Origin of the sequence: Herbaspirillum aquaticum, from assembly GCF_002213425.1 — a bacterium.
Lineage (GTDB): Bacteria > Pseudomonadota > Gammaproteobacteria > Burkholderiales > Burkholderiaceae_D > Herbaspirillum > Herbaspirillum aquaticum.
This window is the reverse complement of sequence record NZ_NJGV01000006.1, coordinates 275,459-295,566: the sequence shown is the minus strand read 5'-3', so window position 1 is coordinate 295,566 and position 20,108 is coordinate 275,459. Positions and strand designations below refer to the sequence as shown.

At 64.4% G+C, this 20,108-nt stretch carries 15 protein-coding genes; 9 read left to right on the top strand and 6 right to left on the bottom strand.

Annotated features, from left to right (window positions below):
* The first annotated feature begins 33 nt into the window (after positions 1-33).
* The gene (locus CEJ45_RS08845) at positions 34-942 is read left to right on the top strand and encodes a LysR family transcriptional regulator (RefSeq protein WP_088754780.1); all 909 of its coding nucleotides are present in this window, start codon (positions 34-36) and stop codon (positions 940-942) included.
* Between the two features lie 115 nt (positions 943-1,057).
* Here the strand turns inward: CEJ45_RS08845 and CEJ45_RS08840 are convergent, their stop codons facing one another.
* Positions 1,058-1,999, bottom strand: a complete 942-nt coding sequence (locus CEJ45_RS08840; RefSeq protein WP_088754779.1) for a histone deacetylase family protein — start codon at positions 1,997-1,999, stop codon at positions 1,058-1,060.
* A 205-nt stretch (positions 2,000-2,204) separates the two neighbouring features.
* Between CEJ45_RS08840 and mltB the strand changes: the two genes are divergently transcribed.
* The 4 genes from mltB to CEJ45_RS08820 all read left to right on the top strand — a co-directional run bounded on the left by mltB (position 2,205) and on the right by CEJ45_RS08820 (position 11,001).
* A complete protein-coding gene (gene mltB, locus CEJ45_RS08835; protein WP_187697649.1) occupies positions 2,205-3,377 on the top strand; it encodes a lytic murein transglycosylase B in 1,173 nt (390 codons plus the stop codon).
* A gap of 73 nt (positions 3,378-3,450) precedes the next feature.
* A complete protein-coding gene (locus tag CEJ45_RS08830) occupies positions 3,451-5,613 on the top strand; it encodes a TonB-dependent siderophore receptor (RefSeq protein WP_088754778.1) in 2,163 nt (720 codons plus the stop codon).
* 22 nt (positions 5,614-5,635) lie between these two features.
* On the top strand, positions 5,636-6,808 hold the full coding sequence (locus tag CEJ45_RS08825; RefSeq protein WP_088754777.1) for a phosphotransferase enzyme family protein: 1,173 nt from the start codon (positions 5,636-5,638) through the stop codon (positions 6,806-6,808).
* Between the two features lie 422 nt (positions 6,809-7,230).
* On the top strand, positions 7,231-11,001 hold the full coding sequence (locus CEJ45_RS08820) for an autotransporter domain-containing protein (protein WP_088754776.1): 3,771 nt from the start codon (positions 7,231-7,233) through the stop codon (positions 10,999-11,001).
* A gap of 169 nt (positions 11,002-11,170) precedes the next feature.
* Here the strand turns inward: CEJ45_RS08820 and CEJ45_RS08815 are convergent, their stop codons facing one another.
* Positions 11,171-11,713 (bottom strand): YaeQ family protein, encoded by a 543-nt coding sequence (locus CEJ45_RS08815; RefSeq protein WP_088754775.1) that lies wholly within the window; start codon positions 11,711-11,713, stop codon positions 11,171-11,173.
* A gap of 166 nt (positions 11,714-11,879) precedes the next feature.
* On the opposite strand from CEJ45_RS08815, the gene CEJ45_RS08810 reads away from it, so the two are divergent.
* Positions 11,880-12,479 (top strand): DUF1415 domain-containing protein, encoded by a 600-nt coding sequence (locus CEJ45_RS08810; protein ID WP_088754774.1) that lies wholly within the window; start codon positions 11,880-11,882, stop codon positions 12,477-12,479.
* 335 nt (positions 12,480-12,814) lie between these two features.
* Positions 12,815-13,165, top strand: a complete 351-nt coding sequence (locus tag CEJ45_RS08805) for a hypothetical protein (RefSeq protein ID WP_088754773.1) — start codon at positions 12,815-12,817, stop codon at positions 13,163-13,165.
* Between the two features lie 180 nt (positions 13,166-13,345).
* Here the strand turns inward: CEJ45_RS08805 and cysM are convergent, their stop codons facing one another.
* Positions 13,346-14,248: a cysteine synthase CysM gene (cysM, locus tag CEJ45_RS08800; RefSeq protein WP_088754772.1), complete on the bottom strand. Its 903-nt coding sequence runs from the start codon at positions 14,246-14,248 to the stop codon at positions 13,346-13,348.
* A 253-nt stretch (positions 14,249-14,501) separates the two neighbouring features.
* On the opposite strand from cysM, the gene CEJ45_RS08795 reads away from it, so the two are divergent.
* On the top strand, positions 14,502-16,154 hold the full coding sequence (locus tag CEJ45_RS08795) for an isovaleryl-CoA dehydrogenase (RefSeq protein ID WP_088754771.1): 1,653 nt from the start codon (positions 14,502-14,504) through the stop codon (positions 16,152-16,154).
* Between the two features lie 23 nt (positions 16,155-16,177).
* Here CEJ45_RS08795 and CEJ45_RS08790 read toward each other — a convergent pair whose 3' ends face one another.
* Both CEJ45_RS08790 and CEJ45_RS08785 read right to left on the bottom strand, forming a co-directional pair.
* Positions 16,178-18,034: a hypothetical protein gene (locus CEJ45_RS08790; RefSeq protein WP_088754770.1), complete on the bottom strand. Its 1,857-nt coding sequence runs from the start codon at positions 18,032-18,034 to the stop codon at positions 16,178-16,180.
* Between the two features lie 108 nt (positions 18,035-18,142).
* Positions 18,143-18,727, bottom strand: a complete 585-nt coding sequence (locus tag CEJ45_RS08785; protein ID WP_088754769.1) for a carboxymuconolactone decarboxylase family protein — start codon at positions 18,725-18,727, stop codon at positions 18,143-18,145.
* Between the two features lie 145 nt (positions 18,728-18,872).
* Here CEJ45_RS08785 and CEJ45_RS08780 point away from each other — a divergent pair, with 145 nt between their 5' ends.
* Positions 18,873-19,247 carry a hypothetical protein gene (locus tag CEJ45_RS08780; protein ID WP_229296979.1) on the top strand — a complete coding sequence of 125 codons (375 nt, stop codon included), beginning with the start codon at positions 18,873-18,875 and terminating at the stop codon, positions 19,245-19,247.
* Here the strand turns inward: CEJ45_RS08780 and CEJ45_RS08775 are convergent.
* Positions 19,241-20,065 carry an AraC family transcriptional regulator gene (locus tag CEJ45_RS08775; protein ID WP_088754768.1) on the bottom strand — a complete coding sequence of 275 codons (825 nt, stop codon included), beginning with the start codon at positions 20,063-20,065 and terminating at the stop codon, positions 19,241-19,243. The genes CEJ45_RS08780 and CEJ45_RS08775 overlap by 7 nt on opposite strands.
* Between the last annotated feature and the right edge of the window lie 43 nt (positions 20,066-20,108).

Sequence of the window (20,108 nt, the reverse complement as noted above, 5' to 3'; positions counted from 1 at the left end):
CCCTCACCTCCCTTCTTGCAGCAAAGGCACATCATGGATTGGGACAACGCCCGCATCTTCCTGGCCATCTATCGCGTGGGCACCTTGCGCGGGGCCGCCGAACACCTGGAGATCGACCAGGCCACCGCGGGCCGTCGATTGGCCTCACTGGAAAGCTCGCTGGGTGCGCGCCTGTTCCTGCGCACGCCCAGCGGCTACGTCCCGACCCCGGCGGGCGAACTGGCGGCGGCAGCGGCCACCCAGATGGAGCAAGGCGCGGAACAGTTGCAACGGCAGATGCAGGGCATGGATGAACGCCTGTGCGGCGTGGTGCGGCTGGCGGCCACCGATATCACGGCGCGCCATTTCCTCTTGCCGGCCCTGCACCGGCTGCGCCAGGCACATCCGAAAATCCGCGTGGTGCTCTCGACCTCCACCCAGATCACCAACCTCACCAAGCGTGAAGCCGATATCGCCGTGCGCACCGTGCGCCCGGATGCGCCGGACCTGATCGCGCGCCATCTCAAGCGGCTGCATACCGGCATGTATGCCTCCAAAGCCTATGTGAAAAAGCGCGGACTGCCCGATCCCGGTACGGGCCTCAAGGGACATGACGTGGTGATCTATCCGCGCAGCGTCTCGCCCAGCAAGTCCGAGCAGATCTGCGGCGAATCCATTGCGCACGCCAGCGTGGCCATGGAAGTGAGCACCGGGCTGGTCATGTATGACAGCCTGCAGGCGGGTTTCGGCATTGGCGAACTGCCCACGCACGTGGGCGACAAGGCCAGCGGCCTGGTGCGCATCTGGCCGCAGCGGGCCGTGCCTTACGACATGTGGCTGGTGCTGCACAGCGACCTGAACCGCACGGCACGGGTGCGGGCGGTGGCCGATGCGATCATTGGGGCCTATGAAGCCTATGAGCCCCATGAGGCTCATAAGGCAAATGCGCCTGCCGAGGTTTGATGAAGAATGCAGTGGGCGGCGGACGTCCTGCGCCCTGTGCATAAAAACAAGGCGCGATAAAAGCCTTAGTTTTTATCGCGCCATTTCTTAAAATCACCTGTGGAAAATCTAACTTTCATTCCAGGTCGGCCAGCACCTTCAGGTGGGCTACCACGCTGCGCCCCAGCGCGGACAGGTTGTAGCCACCCTCCAGGCAACTGACGATGCGGCCCTTGGCATACTGGTCGGCGATCTTCATGATCTGCCGCGTCATCCAGGCGTAATCCGCTTCCACCAGGCCCATCTGGCCCATGTCATCCTCGCGGTGGGCATCGAAACCGGCCGAGATGAAGATCATCTGCGGCTGGTGCGCATGCAGCGCCGGCAGCCATTTCTCGGTCACCAGCTGGCGCACCGCACTGCCATCGGAATAGGCCGGCACCGGCACGTTGACGATGTGCGATTCGGTCGGCCCGTCGCCGGAGAAGGGATAGAAGGGATGCTGGAAAAAGCTCACCATCAGCACCCGGGGATCATGGGCAAAAATGTCTTCGGTGCCATTGCCGTGATGCACGTCGAAATCGATCACGGCCACCCGTTCCAGCCCGTGCACGTCGATGGCATGGCGCGCCGCCACCGCCACGTTGTTGAACAGGCAGAAGCCCATGGCCTTGCCAGGCGTGGCGTGATGACCCGGCGGGCGCACCGCGCAGAAGGCATTGTCCAGTTCGCCGGCCAGCACCGCATCGGTCGCGGCCACGGCGGCACCGGCCGCGCGCAGGGCGGCTTTCCAGCTGTGCTTGTTGAGCAGGGTGTCGCCATCGACCGAATGGTAAGGCTCGCCGGACAGGCTCAGGGCGTGGCTGTGCTCGCGCACGTAATCGACGGCGGCGGCGGTATGTACCCGCTCCAGGTCGGCCGGATCGGCCAGCGGGGCTTCGCGGCGGTCGAGGAACTGGTCGATGCGGCTTAGGATCAGCTGGTCCTCGATCGCTTCCAGGCGAGCGGGCGTCTCGGGGTGCCAGTCACCCATTTCATGGCGCTGGCAATCGGCGTGCGTATAGATGGCGGTGGTCATTCTTACTCTTGTTGCGATCTTGTTGCGATGATATTGCCACCAGGCAAGCACCAGGCTGCCCGGGTTGTCTCCTTGGACTAGTGTACATTGGCTGCCGCCTATCGTGGTCAAAGGCGCGTCAGCACCATGCACCAGCACGGGGCGGAGCGGCCGATGCGGTATACTTCCCCCCTTGTCTGGCCTCCCCCTGCTGCTCATCCTGCTCATGCCCATCTCCTTGCCCCGCCTCACCGCCCTCGCCTCCACCCTGCTGCTCTCCACACTGTGTGCCTTGCCGATGACCGTGCAGGCGCAGGACGGCAAGCCTGTGGAAAAGAAAACGCAGAAAAAGGCGGTGGACAAGAAAGACAAGAAAGACAAGAAGACAGCAGAGAAGAAAGCCAGGCCGCCCGCCAAAAAGACGGTGGCCGCTGCCGACCAGGGCGAGTTCGTCAACTTCAACGAGTGGAAGGACGTGGCGCGCTTCATGGATGAGATGGCCGAACGCAACCAGTTCCAGCGCAGCGACCTCAACGCCCTCTTCGCCCGGACCCGCTACGTGGACAGTGCCATCCAGCTCATCAAGCCGGCGCCCAGCAACAAGCCCAAGAATTGGGCGGCCTACCGCGCACGCTTCGTGGAACCGGTGCGCATCAATGCCGGCGTCGATTTCTGGAACACCTATGGCGTGGCCCTGGCGCGCGCCGAGGCGCAATACGGCGTGCCCATGGAGATCATCGTCGGCATCATCGGCGTGGAAACCGTCTATGGCCGCAATACCGGCAACTTCCGCGTCATGGATGTGTTGACCACGCTGGCCTTCGACTACCCCAACACCGCCAACCGTGATGCGCGCATGGCCTTCTTCCGCGGCGAGCTGGAAAACACCCTGCTGCTGACGCGCGAGGCCGGCATCGATCCGATGTCCTTGCGCGGCTCTTATGCCGGCGCCATCGGATGGCCGCAGTTCATGCCGGGCAGCATCCGCGAATACGCGGTGGACTTCGACGGCGATGGCAAGATCGACCTGCGCAATTCGCCCGTGGACGCCATCGGCAGCGTAGCCCACTACCTGGCCGTACATGGCTGGCAGCGTGGCGAACCGGTGGCCTTCCCGGTCACGGTCTCCAGCGACAACCGCCAGTGGGAAGCCATGCTCAACCAGGGCCTGGAAGCCAAGTACACCGTCGAGGAACTGCAAGCCGCCGGCATCTCCACCTCCGGCCTGCCGGCCGCCCTGCGCTTTGGCCTGGTCGACCTGCAGAACGGCACCGGCCCAACGGAGTACTGGGTGGCCACCAACAACTTCTACGCCATCACGCAGTACAATCGCAGCTACTTCTACGCGATGTCGGTAGCTGACCTCGGCCGTGCCGTTGCCTCGGCGCGCAATCGCTGAACTTCCACCTGAGCCTCGATGAGGGAGCGTGCCCGGCGCGCTCCTGCTCCTTTATTTCCACGACAGAACCACGATGAAACGCATTGCACCCCTGGCCTCCACGCTCATGCTGACGCTGGCCGGCACCTCGCTGGGCCTTGCGGCGACTGCCCGTGCGGCCGACGCCCGCGACGACAAGGGCGAGTCCCTGCCCACCGTCAACGTCACCGCCAGCGGCACCGGGCGCGATGCCAGCCGCGTGCGCTCCGCGGGCGTGGCCGGTTTCGACGAGGCGCCGCTGATCGATACGCCGGCCTCGGTGGCCGTGGTCACCGCTGCGCAGATGCGCGACCAGCAATCGCGCCTGCTCTCGGATGTGGTCAAGAACGATGCCTCCATCAACGAGAACTATGCCCCGGTCGGCTACTACGAGAACTTCAGCATCCGCGGCATCACGCTGGACCCGGCCAGTGCCTATCGCATCGACGGTCTCACCGTGGCCGGCGAGCAGACCATCGCACTGGAGAACAAGGAACGCGTCGAATTCCTCAAGGGGGTGGCCGGCCTGCAGGCCGGTGTGAGCAGCGCGGGCGGCATCGTCAACTACGTCACCAAGCGTCCGGCAGATGTGCGTTCGATCACGCTGGGGACGGACTCTTACGGATCGCGCTATCTGGCCACCGACCTGGGCACGCTCTTCGGTGAACAGAAACAGTTCGGCTTGCGCATCAATGCCGCGCACGAAGACATCCACTCCTACGTCAACAATGGCGATGGCTGGCGCGACTTCGCTTCGCTCTCGGCGACCTGGGCGTTGTCGTCGAAGACGCTGGTACAGTTCGACGCCGAATACCAGCAGAAGGCCCAGCACTCTGTGGCCGGTTACCAGCTGCTGGGCGGCACCACGCTGCCCTCGGGCGTCTCGCCCAAGACCATGTTGACGCCGCAATCGTGGGCGCAGCCGGTGCGTGACAGCTCGCTCAACTATCGCCTGCGGGTGGATACCGATTTCAATGCCAACTGGCATGGCTATGTGCAGGCGGGCCGCAGCCGGGCGGTCATCGATGATTACCTGGCTTTCCCCTATGGCAGTGGTGGCGGGGCTTCTTCGACCTTTGCAGCCAACGGCGACTTCGATGTGTATGACTATCGCGTGCCCAACGACGAACGCCGCAATGATGAAGCGCAGGCGGTCATGATCGGGAAGTTCGCGACCGGCTGGCTCAAGCATGAGCTGACCATGGGCGTGGCCATGTCGCGCCGGGTGGTGGATAAATCGGATGGCATCAGCGTGCAAGTGGGAAGCGGGAATATCTACACCGGTACCGAGCAGCTCGCTCCTGCAAACGCGATCATTCCACCCGCCTACAGAAATCTGGACAGCCGACAGAAGGCACTTTTCTTCAGTGATCGGTTGCAATTTTCTGAGCGTTGGCAAGCCCTTGCGGGGGGCCGCGAAGTGTGGCTGAACGAGCAGGCCTTCGGCACTAACCCACGCACCACGTCGCGTAACCTGTTCTTGCCACAATTGGCCTTGATTTTTAAACCAATACAGAACGTCTCTCTATACGGCAGCTACGCGGAAACGCTGACGCTCGGCACTACAGCCCCCTTCTGGACTAGCAACAAATACGAGGTATTAGCACCGTCCGTTGCTAAGCAACTGGAAGCTGGGGTGAAGTACGATGCCTCGCCTGAGCTCGCACTGACCGCTGCCGTATTCCGTATTCGCAAGGCTTACGAGTATCAGAAGCCGGATAACTCTCTCGAAGGTTTCACCTATGTCCAGCAGGGCAAGCAAACCAACACCGGCCTCGAACTCGGCGCCAGCGGCAAGCTCACCCCGCGCCTGGCCGTCGGTGCCAGCGTGACCGCCACCCGCGCGCGCGCCAGCGACACCGGCACCGCCGCCTACGATGGCCAGCAAGTGGTCAACGTGCCGCGCCTGCGCAGCAGCGTCTATGCCGACTACGCCCTGCCGGGCGTGCAAGGCGTGAACCTGATGGGCAGCTGGCTCTACAGCGCCAGCAAGCCTGCCACCCGCGATGGCAGCGTGAGCCTGCCGGCGGTGCATGTGTTCAATGCCGGCCTGCGCTACCAGCTGCGTATCAGCGGCCACACCGCCACCCTGCGCGCCAATCTCGACAACGTCTTCGACAAGCGATACTGGAAGGATGCCGGCCAGTACCTGGGCGACGGCTACGTGCACCTGGGCGCGCCGCGCACCGCGCGGCTGTCGCTGCAATATGATTTCTGACCTGCCGACCTGCTGAATTTCCATGGACGCCGCTTCCCATCATCTCACCCGCGTCATCAGCCACGGCATGGGCGTGGAGCCGGTCATCTCCGACTGGCCCGCGCTGACCTCGGCGGAGGTCGCGCGCGTGCTGCGCCACTATCCTGGCGTGGGCCAGCCGCTGCGGCTGGAGTGGCACAGCCCGCGCCCGTTCTCGGCGGCCTGCGTGATGCAGACCGAGAGCGGACCTGTCATCGTCAAGCGCCATCATGCGCGCGTGCGCGATGTGGCGGCGTTGGCCGAAGAACATCGCTTCGCTGCGCACCTGCAGGCGCGCGGGCTGCCGGTCAGCAGCGCCCTGGCTACCAATGAGGGCGCCACCGCGCTGCCCGACGACTATTGGACTTATGAAGTTTTCCCGCTGGCGCCGGGCGTCGACCTGTATCGCGAGGCGATGTCGTGGACGCCCTTTACCAGTTGCACCCATGCGCATTCAGCCGGACAGATGCTGGCGCGCCTGCACCAGGCCTCGGCCGGTTACGATGCGCCGGCGCGCCCGGCGCGTCCGCTGGTGTCGAGCTTCACCATCTTCTCTCAGGAAGATCCGGTACGTCCGCTGCAGCATTACATCGAGCAGCGCCCGGCCATTGCCGACTATCTCGAAAACCGTCCTTGGCGCGGCGAAGTGGCGCAGCACCTGCTGCCCTGGCATGCCGCGCTCAAACCCTACCTCGATGAATTCGTCCCCTTGTGGACGCACAATGACTGGCACGCTTCCAACCTGCTGTGGAGCGATGCCACGCGTGAAGCCCAGGTCCAGACCGTGCTCGATTTCGGTTTGTGCGATCGCACCTGCGCCCTGCATGACCTGGCTACGGCGATCGAGCGCAACATCGTCGAGTGGCTGGCCATTGCGCAGCGCGCGGAGCAACTGGTGCACCTGGACCTGCTGGATGCGATGCTCGATGGCTATACCGCCACGCTCCCCCTGACGGCACGCCAGGTGCGTGCACTGGCCGCCCTGCTGCCGCTGGTGCACGCCGAGTTCGCACTGGCCGAGCTGGATTATTTCCATGGGGTGACACAGTCGCCGCAGAATGCCTCGCTGGCCTATGACACCTACTTCCTCGGCCATGCCGACTGGTTCCACTCCAGCGAAGGGCAGCGGCTGCTGGGGCATCTGGAACAACGTGCGCAGGCGCTGGAAAAAAACTAAGTTTTTACTCGCCGTAGATTAAGAAAACGCGTCCGGAAAACTAAGACTTCACAGAATTGGCATTCGATTGCGCTGGTGGTGCGAGAGATAGAGGGCACCGCATTTCAATGCAGTGCGATTTCTACTTTGCTGCGCCCTCCAGCGCCAGTGATGGGCGCACCTGTCTCATCAGCTGACTGCCTCCAGGATCACTTGTTGATGCGCGTGGACATTCCTGGCGGGCCCGCCAACAACAAAAAAAGGCTCGCCGATGAGAGCCGCTTTCACAAAAACAATCCCTCTCGCCATAAGAGCGCCTTGATGCCTGTAAAATCATTGCGGCTTTCCGTAAAGATCAATCAATAACAAACATCGGCTGCAACGCCAGCTCATCCGCAAAGAGATGTCGGCAACAGGCAGCCTCTTACCCGGGGGGGGAAATCATGCACTCGAAGCGCAGCTTCGCCAATGCAAGACCGTTGCCAGTCAGCGCACTGGCAACACTGCTGCTGATCGGCAGCACCGCGAACGCCCAGGTGGCGTCCTGGACCGGCAACGTCGACAACAACTGGACCAACAACAGCAACTGGCAATGGACGGGGGCAGCCCCCACCTCCACGGATGCTGCGGTCATCAATGCCTATCCCGGCGTCGATCCGGTGCTTTCCAGCAACACCACCATCCAGGCACTGACCGTCGGCGGCAGTACGGTGGGCAACCTGCAGATCAACCAGGCGACGCTGAACACCTCGTCGGTCCTGATCGGCAACAGCAACGGCTCCAACGGCACCATTACCGTCACCGGCAGCGGCACCAATGGCAGCGCCCGGCTCAACAGCAGCGGCGATGCGATCGTCGGCCTCAATGGCGTCGGGTCCTTGACGCTTGGCGCCGGGGCGCTCGCCAACGTCAGCGGCACCACGTATGTCGGTGGTGGCAGCGGTGGCGTAGGCAACCTCACGATCAATACCAACAGCAGCCTGATCGGCAACGGCCTGGTCATCGGCAACACCGGGGCGGTCGGCACGATACGGGTCGATGGCGGTGTCGTCAACATGAGCGGCTCGGTGGTGCTGGGTAGCGGCGGCGGCAGCAATGGCAGCGCCAGCCTGATCAACGGGGCGCAATGGCTGATCGGTGACCGCCTCACGGTCGGCAGTGGCGGCAGTGCCAGCCTTTCCATCACCGGTGGCTCCACGGTGGATTCGGTTACCGGCGTGATCGGTACCGCCGGCAGCACGCTGGCAACCGTCAATATCAGCGGCGTCGGCAGTCGCTGGACCAATACCGGTTCGCTCTTCGTGGGCACGGTCAACGATGGCAACCTCACCATCAGTGGCAGTGCCAATGTCAGCAGCGCCTATACGGTAATCGGGCGCCAGGGCAGCTCCAACAGCAGCGTCAGCGTCAGCGGCACCGGTTCTTCGCTGGCGGCGGGCAACCTCACCGTGGGCGGTGACGCCGGCTCCGGCTCCACGGGCGGCACCGGAGGGCTCACCGTCAGCCATGGCGCCAATGCGACCGCCGCGGTCGTGCATCTGGGTGACGTCACTGGCGCGCGCGGCACGCTCACGGTCAACAATGCCAACTTCACCGCCAGCGATCGCCTGTCGATCGGCTACGGCGACGGCGCCAGCGGCAACCTCAGCATCAGCAATGGCGGCGTGGTCACCGATACGGGCGCTCTGGTCGGCCACCTGGCAGGCAGCAGCGGCAATGTCACCGTGTCCGGCAGCGGCAGCAAGTGGATCAACACCGGCGTGCTCTACGTGGGCAATGTCGGCAGCGGCAACCTGACCATCTCGGGAGGCGGCAACGTCACCAGCACCGATGGCTATGTGGGAACCGAAGCGGGGTCCAACAGCAGCGCCCTGGTCACCGGCAGCGGCTCGGTCTGGAACCACTCGGGAGACTTCCTGGTCGGCCACAACAATGGTGCCACGGGCAGCGTCGTCATCTCGGGCGGCGGCCGCATCAACGATGTGCAGGGCCTGCTGGGCGACCTCAATGGCGCCTCCGGCACCATGACGGTGACCGGGGCCGGCTCCACCTGGAGCAGCAGCTCGGACGTCAACGTTGGTCGCCTGGGCAACGGTGCGCTGACCATCTCCGATGGCGGGCAGGTCACCGGCAACCGCAGCTATATCGCCAACAATGCCAACAGCAACGGCAGCGTGACGCTGACCGGTGCCAACTCGGCCTGGATCACCACCAACTCCTTGCATGTCGGGGCCGGTGGCAATGGCACCCTGACCATCAGCAACGGCGCGCGCGCTACCGCCTCGGTGATCCGCATCGCCACCAGCAGTGGTTCCACAGGCACCCTCAACGTCGGTGCCGCCCCTGGCAGCACGGCAGCCGCGCCCGGCCAGCTCGACACCACATCGCTGGCCTTCGGCGCCGGCAACGGTACGCTGAACCTGAACCACAATGCCAGCGGCAGCAGCAACTACACGCTGGCAGCGGCCATCTCGGGCAACGGCACGATCAACCAGCTGGCCGGCGAAACGGTCTTCAGCGGCAACTCGACCAGCTTCGCCGGCCGCACCAATGTCAATGGCGGCAAGCTCAGTGTCAACGGCGTGCTGGGTGGCACAGTGCGCGTCAACAGTGGCGGCACCCTCTCCGGCACCGGCACGGTGGGCAGCACCACCGTCGCCGCCGGTGGCACGCTGGCCACGGCCGGCACGTCGAGGCTGACGGTCCAGGGCAACCTGAACCTGCAGGACGGCGCCACCACCCAGGTCAGCACCAGCGCCGACGGCAGCGGCGGCCTGATCCAGGTCAACGGCAATGCCACCCTGGCCGGCAGCCTGTCGATCGCCGCCGGCAGCGGCGCCTATGCGCTGAGCACGCCCTATACCATCCTGTCGACCAGTGGCAGCGTGAGCGGCACCTTCAATGCCGTGCGCAGCGACTTTGCCTTTGTCTCGCCCACGGTCAGCTATACCGGCAATGCGGTGCAATTGACGATGGCGCGCAACGGCAACAGCTATGCCTCGGTCACCACTACCGGCAACCAGGCCAGCGTGGCCAATGCCCTGAGCCAGGCCGGCCAGGTGACAGGCCTGTCCAGCGCCATGCGCGCCAAACTGGCGCTGATCGACGGCCTGTCGGCGGTGCAGGCGCGCAGCGCCTTCGAGAGCCTGGGGGGACGCGCCTATCAGGGCCTGTCCACGCTGGGCCTGATGGGCCAATCGCTGCAGACCCTGGGTAACCGCAACATCGGCGGCGGGTCCGCCTTCTCCGGCGGCAGCGGTTTTGCGATGAGCCAGCTGCAACTGGCCTCGGCCGAGACGGATCGCTATGACTACCAGTACAGCGCCGCTACCATGACCGACAGCAGCAACGGCAGCAGTGGCCTGTTGCCCTTGCGTGCGCGCGAAGATGGCGGCGCCTGGGCGCAGGTTGCGGGCGGCCATGGCAATACCCGCTCCGACGGCAACGCCGCCGGCTACACAAGTAACAGCAATGGCCTGCTGGTGGGCGTGGAACGGGTGCTGGATGATCGCTGGAGCGCGGGCCTGGCCTATCACTACGACAATACCCGCCTGGCCTACAACACCGCCGGCGACAGCGCCAAGGTCGAAGGCCATCAGGTTGCCGTGTACGCGCAGTACCAGAGCGGTGACTGGCGCTTCAAGGGCATCGTCGGTTATGGCCGCAACCAGTACGCTACCCAGCGCAGCATCGTGATCGGCAATGATGTCTCGCGCGCGAGCGGTGACTACAACGGCGATGAACTGGGCCTGCATGCCGAGGCCAGCTATCGTATCGATCGTGGCAGCTACGTGTTCGAGCCGCTGGTCTCGCTGCAAGGCACGCTGCTGCGCCAGGATGCCTTCTCCGAAAACGGTGCCGGTGTGCTCGGCCTCAATGCCAGTGCGCAGACTTCACGCTCGGCGGTGTCGATGGTGGGTGCCCGCTGGCACCTGCCCCTGCGCGAAGACGGCAAGCTGCAGAGCGAGCTGCGTGCCTTCTGGAGCCATCAATGGCTGGATGCCGGCGGTAGCCTCAATGCCTCCTTCCAGGGCGCGCCGGGCGTCAACTTCCAGGTCGCCGGCCTGCAACAGAAGCGCGATGGCCTGGTGCTGGGTGCGGGCCTGTCCGGCAAGCTGGGCCAGGCGTCGAGCCTGTTCCTTGACTACAACTTGGGCCTGAACGACCTGCAGACCCAGCACGCCGTGGTGGCGGGCTGGCGTTATCGCTGGTAACTCCCTGGCATGGCAGCAGTGCGGATCCCCCAGAACAGCAAGCCGCCCTGCTGCCCGCCGGCCTGCGCCTTGGGTGCGGGCCATTGGACGTACTGCATCGGCAACAGGCAGGTATGGCCCTGGCTCTTGTCTCCTCTGCGCTTGGTTTGAAGCGGCCTGATGCTGGCAATCAGGCAAAGTCCTTGATGGTCTCCGGCTCGATCAACACCATGTTTTCATTGGCACCCAGCCAGATCTGCCCGTCCTGGATCGTGCATTGCAGCTGCATGGTGCGCTGGGCCAGCGCCGCCAGGGCCTGGCTGGGCTCGGCCGGGATGTTGATGACCTTGAGATTCTTGGCGCGGTCCACGCGGCTGCCGGTCTGATTCCACCAGATGTGGGAGGTGCTGCTGTAGCTGTAGACCAGCACCTTGTCCGCTCGGCCGCAGGCCTTGAGGATGGCGCGGTCATCCGGCTGGCCCACTTCCACCCACACTTCGATGGCGCCGGTCAGGTCCTTCTGCCACAGGTCCGGCTCGTCGGTATCGGACAAACCCTTGCCGAAGGCCAGGGCCTCGCTGGCATTGAGCGCGAAGGCCAGCACGCGGATCATCATGCGCTCGTCGGTCTCGGAAGGATGGCGGGCGATGGTCAGGGCATGCTGCTGGTAATAGTGCCGGTCCATGTCGGAAATCTGCAGGTCGGCCTTGAAGATGGTGGATTTGAGCGCCATGGGAATCTGTTCGTGCGGGAAAAGGCAGCGGCGCAGCCGGGCTGCGCCGCCAAAGGTTGGCAAGCATAGCCGATCTGGCGCGGCCGTGGGCGTTTGTGTTGGAGCAGGTCAAACCGGGGGCGAGTCACCGTGGCTTCCCCCGCTGTGGCCGTGCGACAATGCCCCTATGAGCACTTCTTCACCTTCCCCAGCCCTTTCCCCGACAACTACGAGCGACAAGGACGTCGCAGCCCTTACCCGCGCCTGGTTGGAGCAGGCCGTGATCGGCCTGAATCTCTGTCCATTTGCCAAGTCGGTCCATGTGAAGAATCAGGTCAGATACCACGTCAGCCGGCATCAGGATTGGGATGCACTTTCCGTTGAGCTGGAACAAGAACTGAGCTTTCTGGCAAAAGCCGACCCGGAACAGGTGGATACCACCCTCTTCATCATCCCGCTCGCATTAGCCGATTTTTACGAGTACAACGACTTCCTGGACTGGGCCGACCGCCTGCTGGAAAGACTGGAGCTGGACGGGCAATTGCAGATCGCCAGCTTCCACCCGGATTACCAGTTTGCCGACGCGGGACCCGACGATATCGAGAACTACAGCAATCGCTCGCCTTTTCCCATCCTCCATCTGTTGCGAGAAAGCAGCATCGACCGGGCCGTGGCGGCCTACCCCGATGCGGCCGCCATCTTTGAGAAAAACATGGCTACCTTGCGCAAATTGGGGCTAAGTGGGTGGAATATGCTCCCATTTGTCGTATCAAAAGAACAACGCTAGCAAATGGGCAAAAAATCCTGTTAATATCTGTTACAAATTCGAAAATGAGTTTCTGCAACTATTGTGGAATAGAATTTTCTGACTGCATGAAAAATGTGCAATTATTTCTATATAGACATAGAATTATTGTTGTGCTGCTTCAGGCGCACTTGGTCAGAGAACAGAGAAATAGATACGTGTTGTTTTGAAGCCGTTCTTTGATAGGGCTTTCGATATCTTGCAGAAAAAGGCAACCCCTTCTCGGATAACGTCAGTCGCGTTTTGCAGTTTTACAAACAATTAATGCATAGGCGCAAAGCCTTCCACAAACATCTGCATAATGGAACGTCCCGATCATGAATACCCACGATACTGCTGAATCCAACTCGATCACCGATCACGTCAACTACGATCCCAACCATCTGCTCGATGCGCTGATCGAAAAGCTGCACCTGAAGAACGATGCCGCGCTCTCGCGTGCGCTGGAAGTGGCACCGCCGGTGATCAGCAAGATCCGTCACCGCCGCCTGCCGGTGGGCGCATCGCTGCTCATCCGCATGCACGAGGTGAGCGAACTGTCGATCCGCGAACTGCGCGAACTGATGGGCGACCGCCGCGAGAAATTCCGTATCAGCGACAAGCAGTTCAAGCCGAAGCCAGGTGCAGCACCGGGCGCACCGGCACCGACTGGCGGCACGCCCGAGTAAGCGGGTGCTCTCACGCAGCACCGCTGTCATGGTGGTGTTGCGGATACCGGGGTTTACTTAGTTTCTGCTCAGCAAAAAATAAGTTTTCCTCGCGTCTGACCATACAAAAAACGGAGCCTCTGGCTCCGTTTTTCATTGCGGCTTGCACTCACGTCTGGCGCGACTGCAATCTTGCCCGGCTCACGCCGGAAACACACCGGTGGACAGATAGCGATCCCCGCGATCGCAGACGATGAAGACGATGGTCGCATTCTCCAGCTGATGCGACAGGCGCACCGCCACTTCGCACGCGCCGGCGGCCGAGATGCCGCAGAACAGGCCTTCGGTCACGGCCAGCTTGCGGGCCATGTTTTCGGCATCGGCCTGGCTGACCGACTCCACCTGGTCCACGCGCGAGCGGTCGAAGATCTTCGGCAGGTAGGCTTCGGGCCACTTGCGGATACCGGGGATGGAGGAGCCCTCTTCCGGCTGCGCACCCACGATCTGCACCTGGGCGTTCTGCTCCTTGAGGTACTGCGACACGCCCATGATGGTGCCGGTCGTGCCCATGGCACTGACGAAGTGGGTGATGCTGCCCTTGGTATCGCGCCAGATCTCGGGACCGGTGGTCTCGTAGTGTGCCAGCGGATTGTCGGGATTGGCGAACTGGTCGAGGATCAGGCCTTCACCGTTTTTCTGCATCTGCTCGGCCAGGTCGCGGGCGTATTCCATGCCGCCGCTCTTGGGCGTCAGCACGATCTTCGCCCCATAGGCGGCCATGCTCTGGCGACGTTCTTCGGAAAGATTTTCCGGCATCAGCAAGACCATCTTGTAACCGCGCATGGCCGCCACCATCGCCAGGGCGATGCCGGTGTTGCCGCTGGTGGCTTCGATGAGGGTGTCGCCCGGCTTGATCTGGCCGCGCGCCTCGGCACGGGTGATCATGGAGTAGGCAGCGCGGTCCTTGACGGAGCCTGCGGGATTGTTGCCCTCCAGCTTGCCGAGGATGAGGTTGTTGCGGCGCTTGGCTTCTTCGCCGCCGATGCGCGGCAACTGGATCAGCGGGGTGTTGCCGATGGTGGATTCGATGGTCGGATAAGACATCTGCTTGGATTCCTTGCGCAGCCGTGCAGGGACACGGGGCGATCTTTGGTCGAAAGGGGCATTCTAATATGACTCCAGCGCATGTGCCGGTGGCGCGCCCTAACAAGATGCTTATAAGGATATAGCCAAATCATTTAAAGCATTGTTGCCCTGTCCGCCCACCGGCGATGCCCTACACTGTATCGGGCACGTCCCATCACAACTCCAACAGGGCGTACTCATCGGCAAGCGGCTGCGCAACCATGGAGACGACATGCACACCCACGACATCCTCAACCAGGTCCCCGACCTGTGCGATTACAACCTCTACCACAGCGACCTCGCCCTCACCGAGGCAGTGCACCGCGAAGGCGCGCACTGGCACGATGGCACGCTCGCCTGCCAGGGCGAAGTGCTGGGCCGCGCCGAGATGGGCGAACTGGCCGCACTGGCCAACACCCACACACCGGTGCTGCACACGCATGACCGTACCGGCCATCGCATCGACGTGGTGGAGTTCCATCCGGCCTGGCATACGCTGCTGGAGCAGCTGCGCCGCGCCGGCCTGCATGCGCTGCCGTGGATGCAGCCCGGCGACGGCGCACACGCGGCACGGGCCGCGGGCTACTTCCTGCATGCCCAGGTCGAGGCCGGCTCGCTCTGTCCTACCACCATGACCTTCGCCGCCATCCCGGTGTTGCAGCAGGAGCCGGCATTGTTCGCGCAATTGCAGGGCCGCCTGTTCTCGCGCGAGCACGACGGGCGCGACCTGCCGATGACGCAGAAGCGCTCCATCCTGATCGGCATGGGCATGACCGAAAAACAGGGCGGCTCGGACGTGCGCAGCAATGCCTCCATCGCCATGGCGGTCGATCCGCTCGATAGCGGGCGCGGCAAGGCCTACCTGCTCTCCGGCCACAAGTGGTTCTTCTCGGCGCCGATGTGCGATGCGCACCTGATGCTGGCCCGTACCGAGAATGGCCTGTCCTGTTTCTTCGTGCCGCGCTGGCTGCCCGATGGCACACGCAATCCGGTACTGATCCAGCGCCTCAAGGACAAGCTCGGCAATCGCTCCAACAGCAGCAGCGAGGTGGAGTTCGAAGAAGCCATGGGCATCATGGTCGGCGAAGACGGACGCGGCATTCCCACCATCATCGAGATGGCCAACCACACGCGCCTGGATTGCGTCATCGGCAGCGCCGCGTTGATGCGCCAGGCGCTGGTGCTGGCCATCCACCATGCGCGCCACCGCAGCGCCTTCGGCCGCCGGCTGGCCGAGCAGCCGATCATGCGCGCGGTGGTGGCCGACCTGGCGCTGGAAAGCGAGGCCGCCACCATGCTCATGCTGCGCCTGGCACATGCCTTCGATGCCCCCGATGATCCACTGCAGCGCGCCTGGAAGCGCATCGTCACACCCGCTGCCAAATTCTGGATCTGCAAGCGTGCACTGGCCTTCACCGGCGAATGCATGGAAGTCTGGGGCGGCAACGGCTATGTGGAAAGCGCACCGATGGCGCGCCTGTATCGCGAAGCGCCGGTCAATTCGATCTGGGAAGGATCCGGCAACGTGATGTGCCTCGATGTGCTGCGCGCGATTAGCCGCGAGGCCGAGGGCTTTGCGCGGCTGTTGATGGAACTCGACGATGCCGCCAGCGCCCATCCGGCACTGGCGCGACAGGTGCGCACGCTCAAGCAGTCGCTGGCCGCACCGGAAGAAGAACGTGAAGCCTGCGCACGCCGGCTGGTGCAGCAACTGGTACTGGCCTTGCAAAGCATGCTGATGCTACGTCACGCCCCGAAGGAATCGGCCGAGGCCTTCCTCGCCAGCCGCAGCGACGGCGATGGCGCGCGCGTCTACGGCGCCCTGGATGGCACCACCTTGGGCGTGCAGCAGGCCATCCTGGAGCGCGCCTGGCCGGTGGCGTGAAGTCAGGTCAGCGGGGCAGCGACTCAGCCGGGCAGCGAGGGCATCAGCGGACTGCGCCCGGCCCAGGCCACGAAGAGCTTGCCACGGCGCGTGCGCACGCGCCGCTTCTTCATGGCCGAATACACCAGCTCGGCCAGCGTGCGCTGCTCGGCCGGGCTCATGGTCAGCGACATGCGATACATGCGCAACAGCATCAGGGCATTGTTCATGAAGGCGGTATCGGCCGCATCGCTGCGCGCCAGCGCAGCCATCTGCGCGGCCAGTGTCAGCGTCTGCGTGCCCTCGGCGGCGGCATGCGCCGGCTGGCGCAGCAGGTAAGGGTCCTGCAGCGCGATGCGTTCAAGCACCATGCGATAGGACGCCTCCACCGCGCTGGCATCGCCCACGGACTCGCCGATGTTCACCCCGGCCAGGCCGGCCAGCAATTTCTCCAGCGCGCTGAAACTGACGGCGTGGCCACTGAGTTGACCATCGCGCCAGCCGCCTCCGGCAGGATCCAGCAGCCAGGCCAGGAAACCGTGGTCGAGCCGCGTCAGGCTGGCCGCACGGCTGGCCAGCAGGCGCCGTGCAATCGTGGCTTCTTCGCTGCTCATGCGGGCCGCATGGGATAACACCTCATCGACGGCGTCCACGCTGCCTGCACTGGTGGCAGCAGCGCCCTGGCCTGCCCCCAACAGACCCGCATTCCCGGCACGGGCACGACGATAGGCCGCCAGGTCGCGCGCCAGCGCATCGACTTCTTCCAGCGCCATCTCGTGGGCCTGCGCGTAATCGTAAGCTTCGGCCAGCAGGCGCCGGTCGCCATAGGCAAGGAAGTCGCGCGCGCTGGTGCCGGCTGCCGCACGGCGCACCGGTGCCGGCTCATCTTCCCGCCGTGACACGCCAAAGACCCGCTGCAACAACATCAGGTAGGCGCCGTCCTGGGCCGCCTGCGCGCTGTTGTTGACCTGGAGCAGATCGGCCAGGCGCGGTGCAGCGGCGATCAGTTCGGCCAGCGACGGTCCCAGGCGCGGCAGTGCCAATCCCCGGATCACGCCACCGGCCAGCGCCAGCGGGCCCAGCGGCAGCACCAGGGTTTCCAGCATGCGCGCCAGGTCCATCTGTTGCTGCGGCGGCAGCGCGCTGGGGGAAGACGGCGACTGCAACTGGTAGAGATCCAGGTATTGCTGCAGCAATTGGGCGTAGTTGTCCGGATAGGCGGTCTGCTCCAATGCAGACAAGCTGGCATAGAACACCAGCGCGGCCGTGATGACCGGTTTCCAGTCACCACTCTCGAGGGCGCGCTGGAACACTGGCGCCCAGAACTTCTGGTCCAGTTCGGTGCGCTGGTTGGCCGCAGCGTAGCGCTCGTTGACGGTGTAGGAGCCGCTCTCGTCATACACGATGGCCGAGAGCTCGGCGCGCGACTTGTATGCAAACGGATTGTCCGCACGTCCATACAAGGACTCGGTCGCCTGGCGTGCCTGGCGCAGCCGCTGGGGATCGTTCGAGGGCGGCACTTCAGCGTCGGCTGCGGCGATGGCGTCGCTGCCACGGCGCGCGGCCACCAGGCGGGCTTCGATGGCGAAGAGCGTGGCACGCGTGACCGGACCGGCCGCATCAGCCACCGACCGGGCGAGCGCTTGCACCGTGGCCGCCTGCGCAGCTTCGGTGGAATCCACTGCGGCTGTGGTGACCTTGTCGACGGCCGTGGCCAGCGCGGCCATCAGCTTGCCCTGCGCCGACAGCGACAGCGTCACGCCCTCGTCCGGCACGGCCGGTGCCAAGGGCGCAGGCGTGCTCGCCGCTGCGGGCGCGGCGTCATTGCGCGGCGGGTTTTGCTGCGCCAGTTGCGCGAGGGCGTCGCGCGCGGTGATGACCAGATCGGTTTCCATTGCCATGTTCACTCTCCTGGTTCGGAGCTCTCATGACTTGGTAACGGTGGAAGATCGACAATCTTTACACTTGAAAACCAGCAACAGCCAGGCGGGACGCGGCGTCTCGGTCGATCAGCCGGCGCGGGCGGGCGGCTCCGCGAAGGGCAGGCTGTCCTCCCCCTGCCCTTCGGCACGCATGCCGAAGGTATTGAGGGTCATGGCCACCAGCGCGTAATAGCCCAGCAAGCCGACCAGGTTGACCACGACCTGCAAGCCGAACATCTCGCAGGCCTGCGCATAGGTGGCATCGCTGACCCGCTTGTCGCGGTAAAGCTCGCTGGCGAAGCGCCAGATCACGGCCTCATCGTCGGCCACGAACTGCGGTGACTGGCCCAGCCGGATCTGCTCGGCCAAGGCCGGATCGATGCCGGCCTCGATAGCGATGGGCAGATGGATGAACCATTCCGCCTGCGATTGCCAGCAGGCGGCGGTGGTAAGAATGGCCAGCTCCGAGAGGCGCAGCGGCAGGCCGGTGTCATAGCGGCAGAAGGCCCCCAGGCGCTGGGCCAGTTCGCCCAGCGGCGGGCTGTGGATCCAGGCCACGAAAGGTCCGTTGAGATTCTTGCGCGGGCCGGCCAGGATGGCATCGAGCATCGCGGTCTGGTCAGGGCGCATGGCCTCGCGGCTGATGGCGGGCAGGCGGTGGGGAGAAGACATGCAGGCTCCATGGAAGGCGAACGAAGCCGCCAGTGTGCCCGGAATTGGCCGCCTCTGCCGGCCTGCTCAAGGTGGCGGTTCAGGATTTCTCCGATGCCTGCGCCAGCGGCATTGCTCTACAGTGGAAACCAGACAGGAGAATCCCATGGTCAAGACACATGCCGTCATCGCCCTGCTGGCTTCGCTGCTGGCACTGCAGGCCACGCGCAGCGAGCGGGCCGTGGCCGCCAATGCCGGCGCATTGGACATTTCAGTGGTGGTGGCCGAGAAGTGCCGCGTCGACTTCTCCGAGGGCAGTGCCGACTTCTTCCAGGTCTGCTCGGTCGGCGAAGGAGTGGCCAATGAGCGCGCCCGGCAGTTCCTGGGCGCTGCCACGGCGCTTGCCCCGGAGGAGGATCCCTACTTCCTCGACCGCGATGCGCAGCGTCCCGGGGGCGCGGCCGGCATGGCCGCAGGACAGCCGGTACCGGTGGTCCCGGACAAGCGGCGCGGGCCCAAGGTGGTGACCATCCATTATTGAGCCGCCAACGTGATGCGGCGCTTGTCCTGGCGCGGGTGGTAGTGGTTGGGCGAACTGCGCAAGGCCTTGCGGAACATGTTGGAAAACGCGCTCTGGCTGCGATAGCCCAGCGCCTGCGCCACCACGCCCACGGCGTCGCCGCGCGCCAGCCGCACCAGTGCTTCGCTCAGGTGCACCTGCTGCACCCAGTGGCGAAACTGCAAACCCGTTTCCTTCGGGAAGAGCCGGATCACCGTGCGCACGCTGGCCCCGCCCATGCCCGCCCAGTCGGCGAGGGAAAACTGCCGCCCCGGGTCCTCCAGGATGGCTTCGCAGATGGCCTGCAGGCGGCGGTCGCGCGGCCACGGGATGGCCACCGGAATGGCGGGCGCACGGGCCAGTTCCGACAGGATCAGTTCGGCCACATGGCCGGCGCGGCTGCGGGGCGCGTACTCGCGCGGCTCGGCCAGCAGCGCCAGGATCAGTTCCCGTAACAGCACCGACACTTCCAGCAGGCGGCATTGCGCGCCCAGTTCGCGGCCCTGGGCCTCATCGATGTAGAGCGTGCGCATGCTCACGCGCGTGAGCATGAGGATCTCGTGCTCCACCTGGGGCGGCACCCACAGCGCCCGCAGCGGCGGCACCAGCCACACGCCCTGCGGGGTGCGCACCTGCATCACGCCCTCCACCGCATAGAGCAACTGGCCGCGCCGATGCGAGTGCGCCGTGAGCAGGTCACGCGCCGAGAGCTCGCGGGCAAACGCCACCACGCTGCTGGGCAGGTGCTGGAACGCATCCACTTCAGCGCTGGGACAAACGGAGGTCAGGTGGGCACGCATGGCATTTATTCGACAACAAGTGTCATCATCATGAATAGGTGCC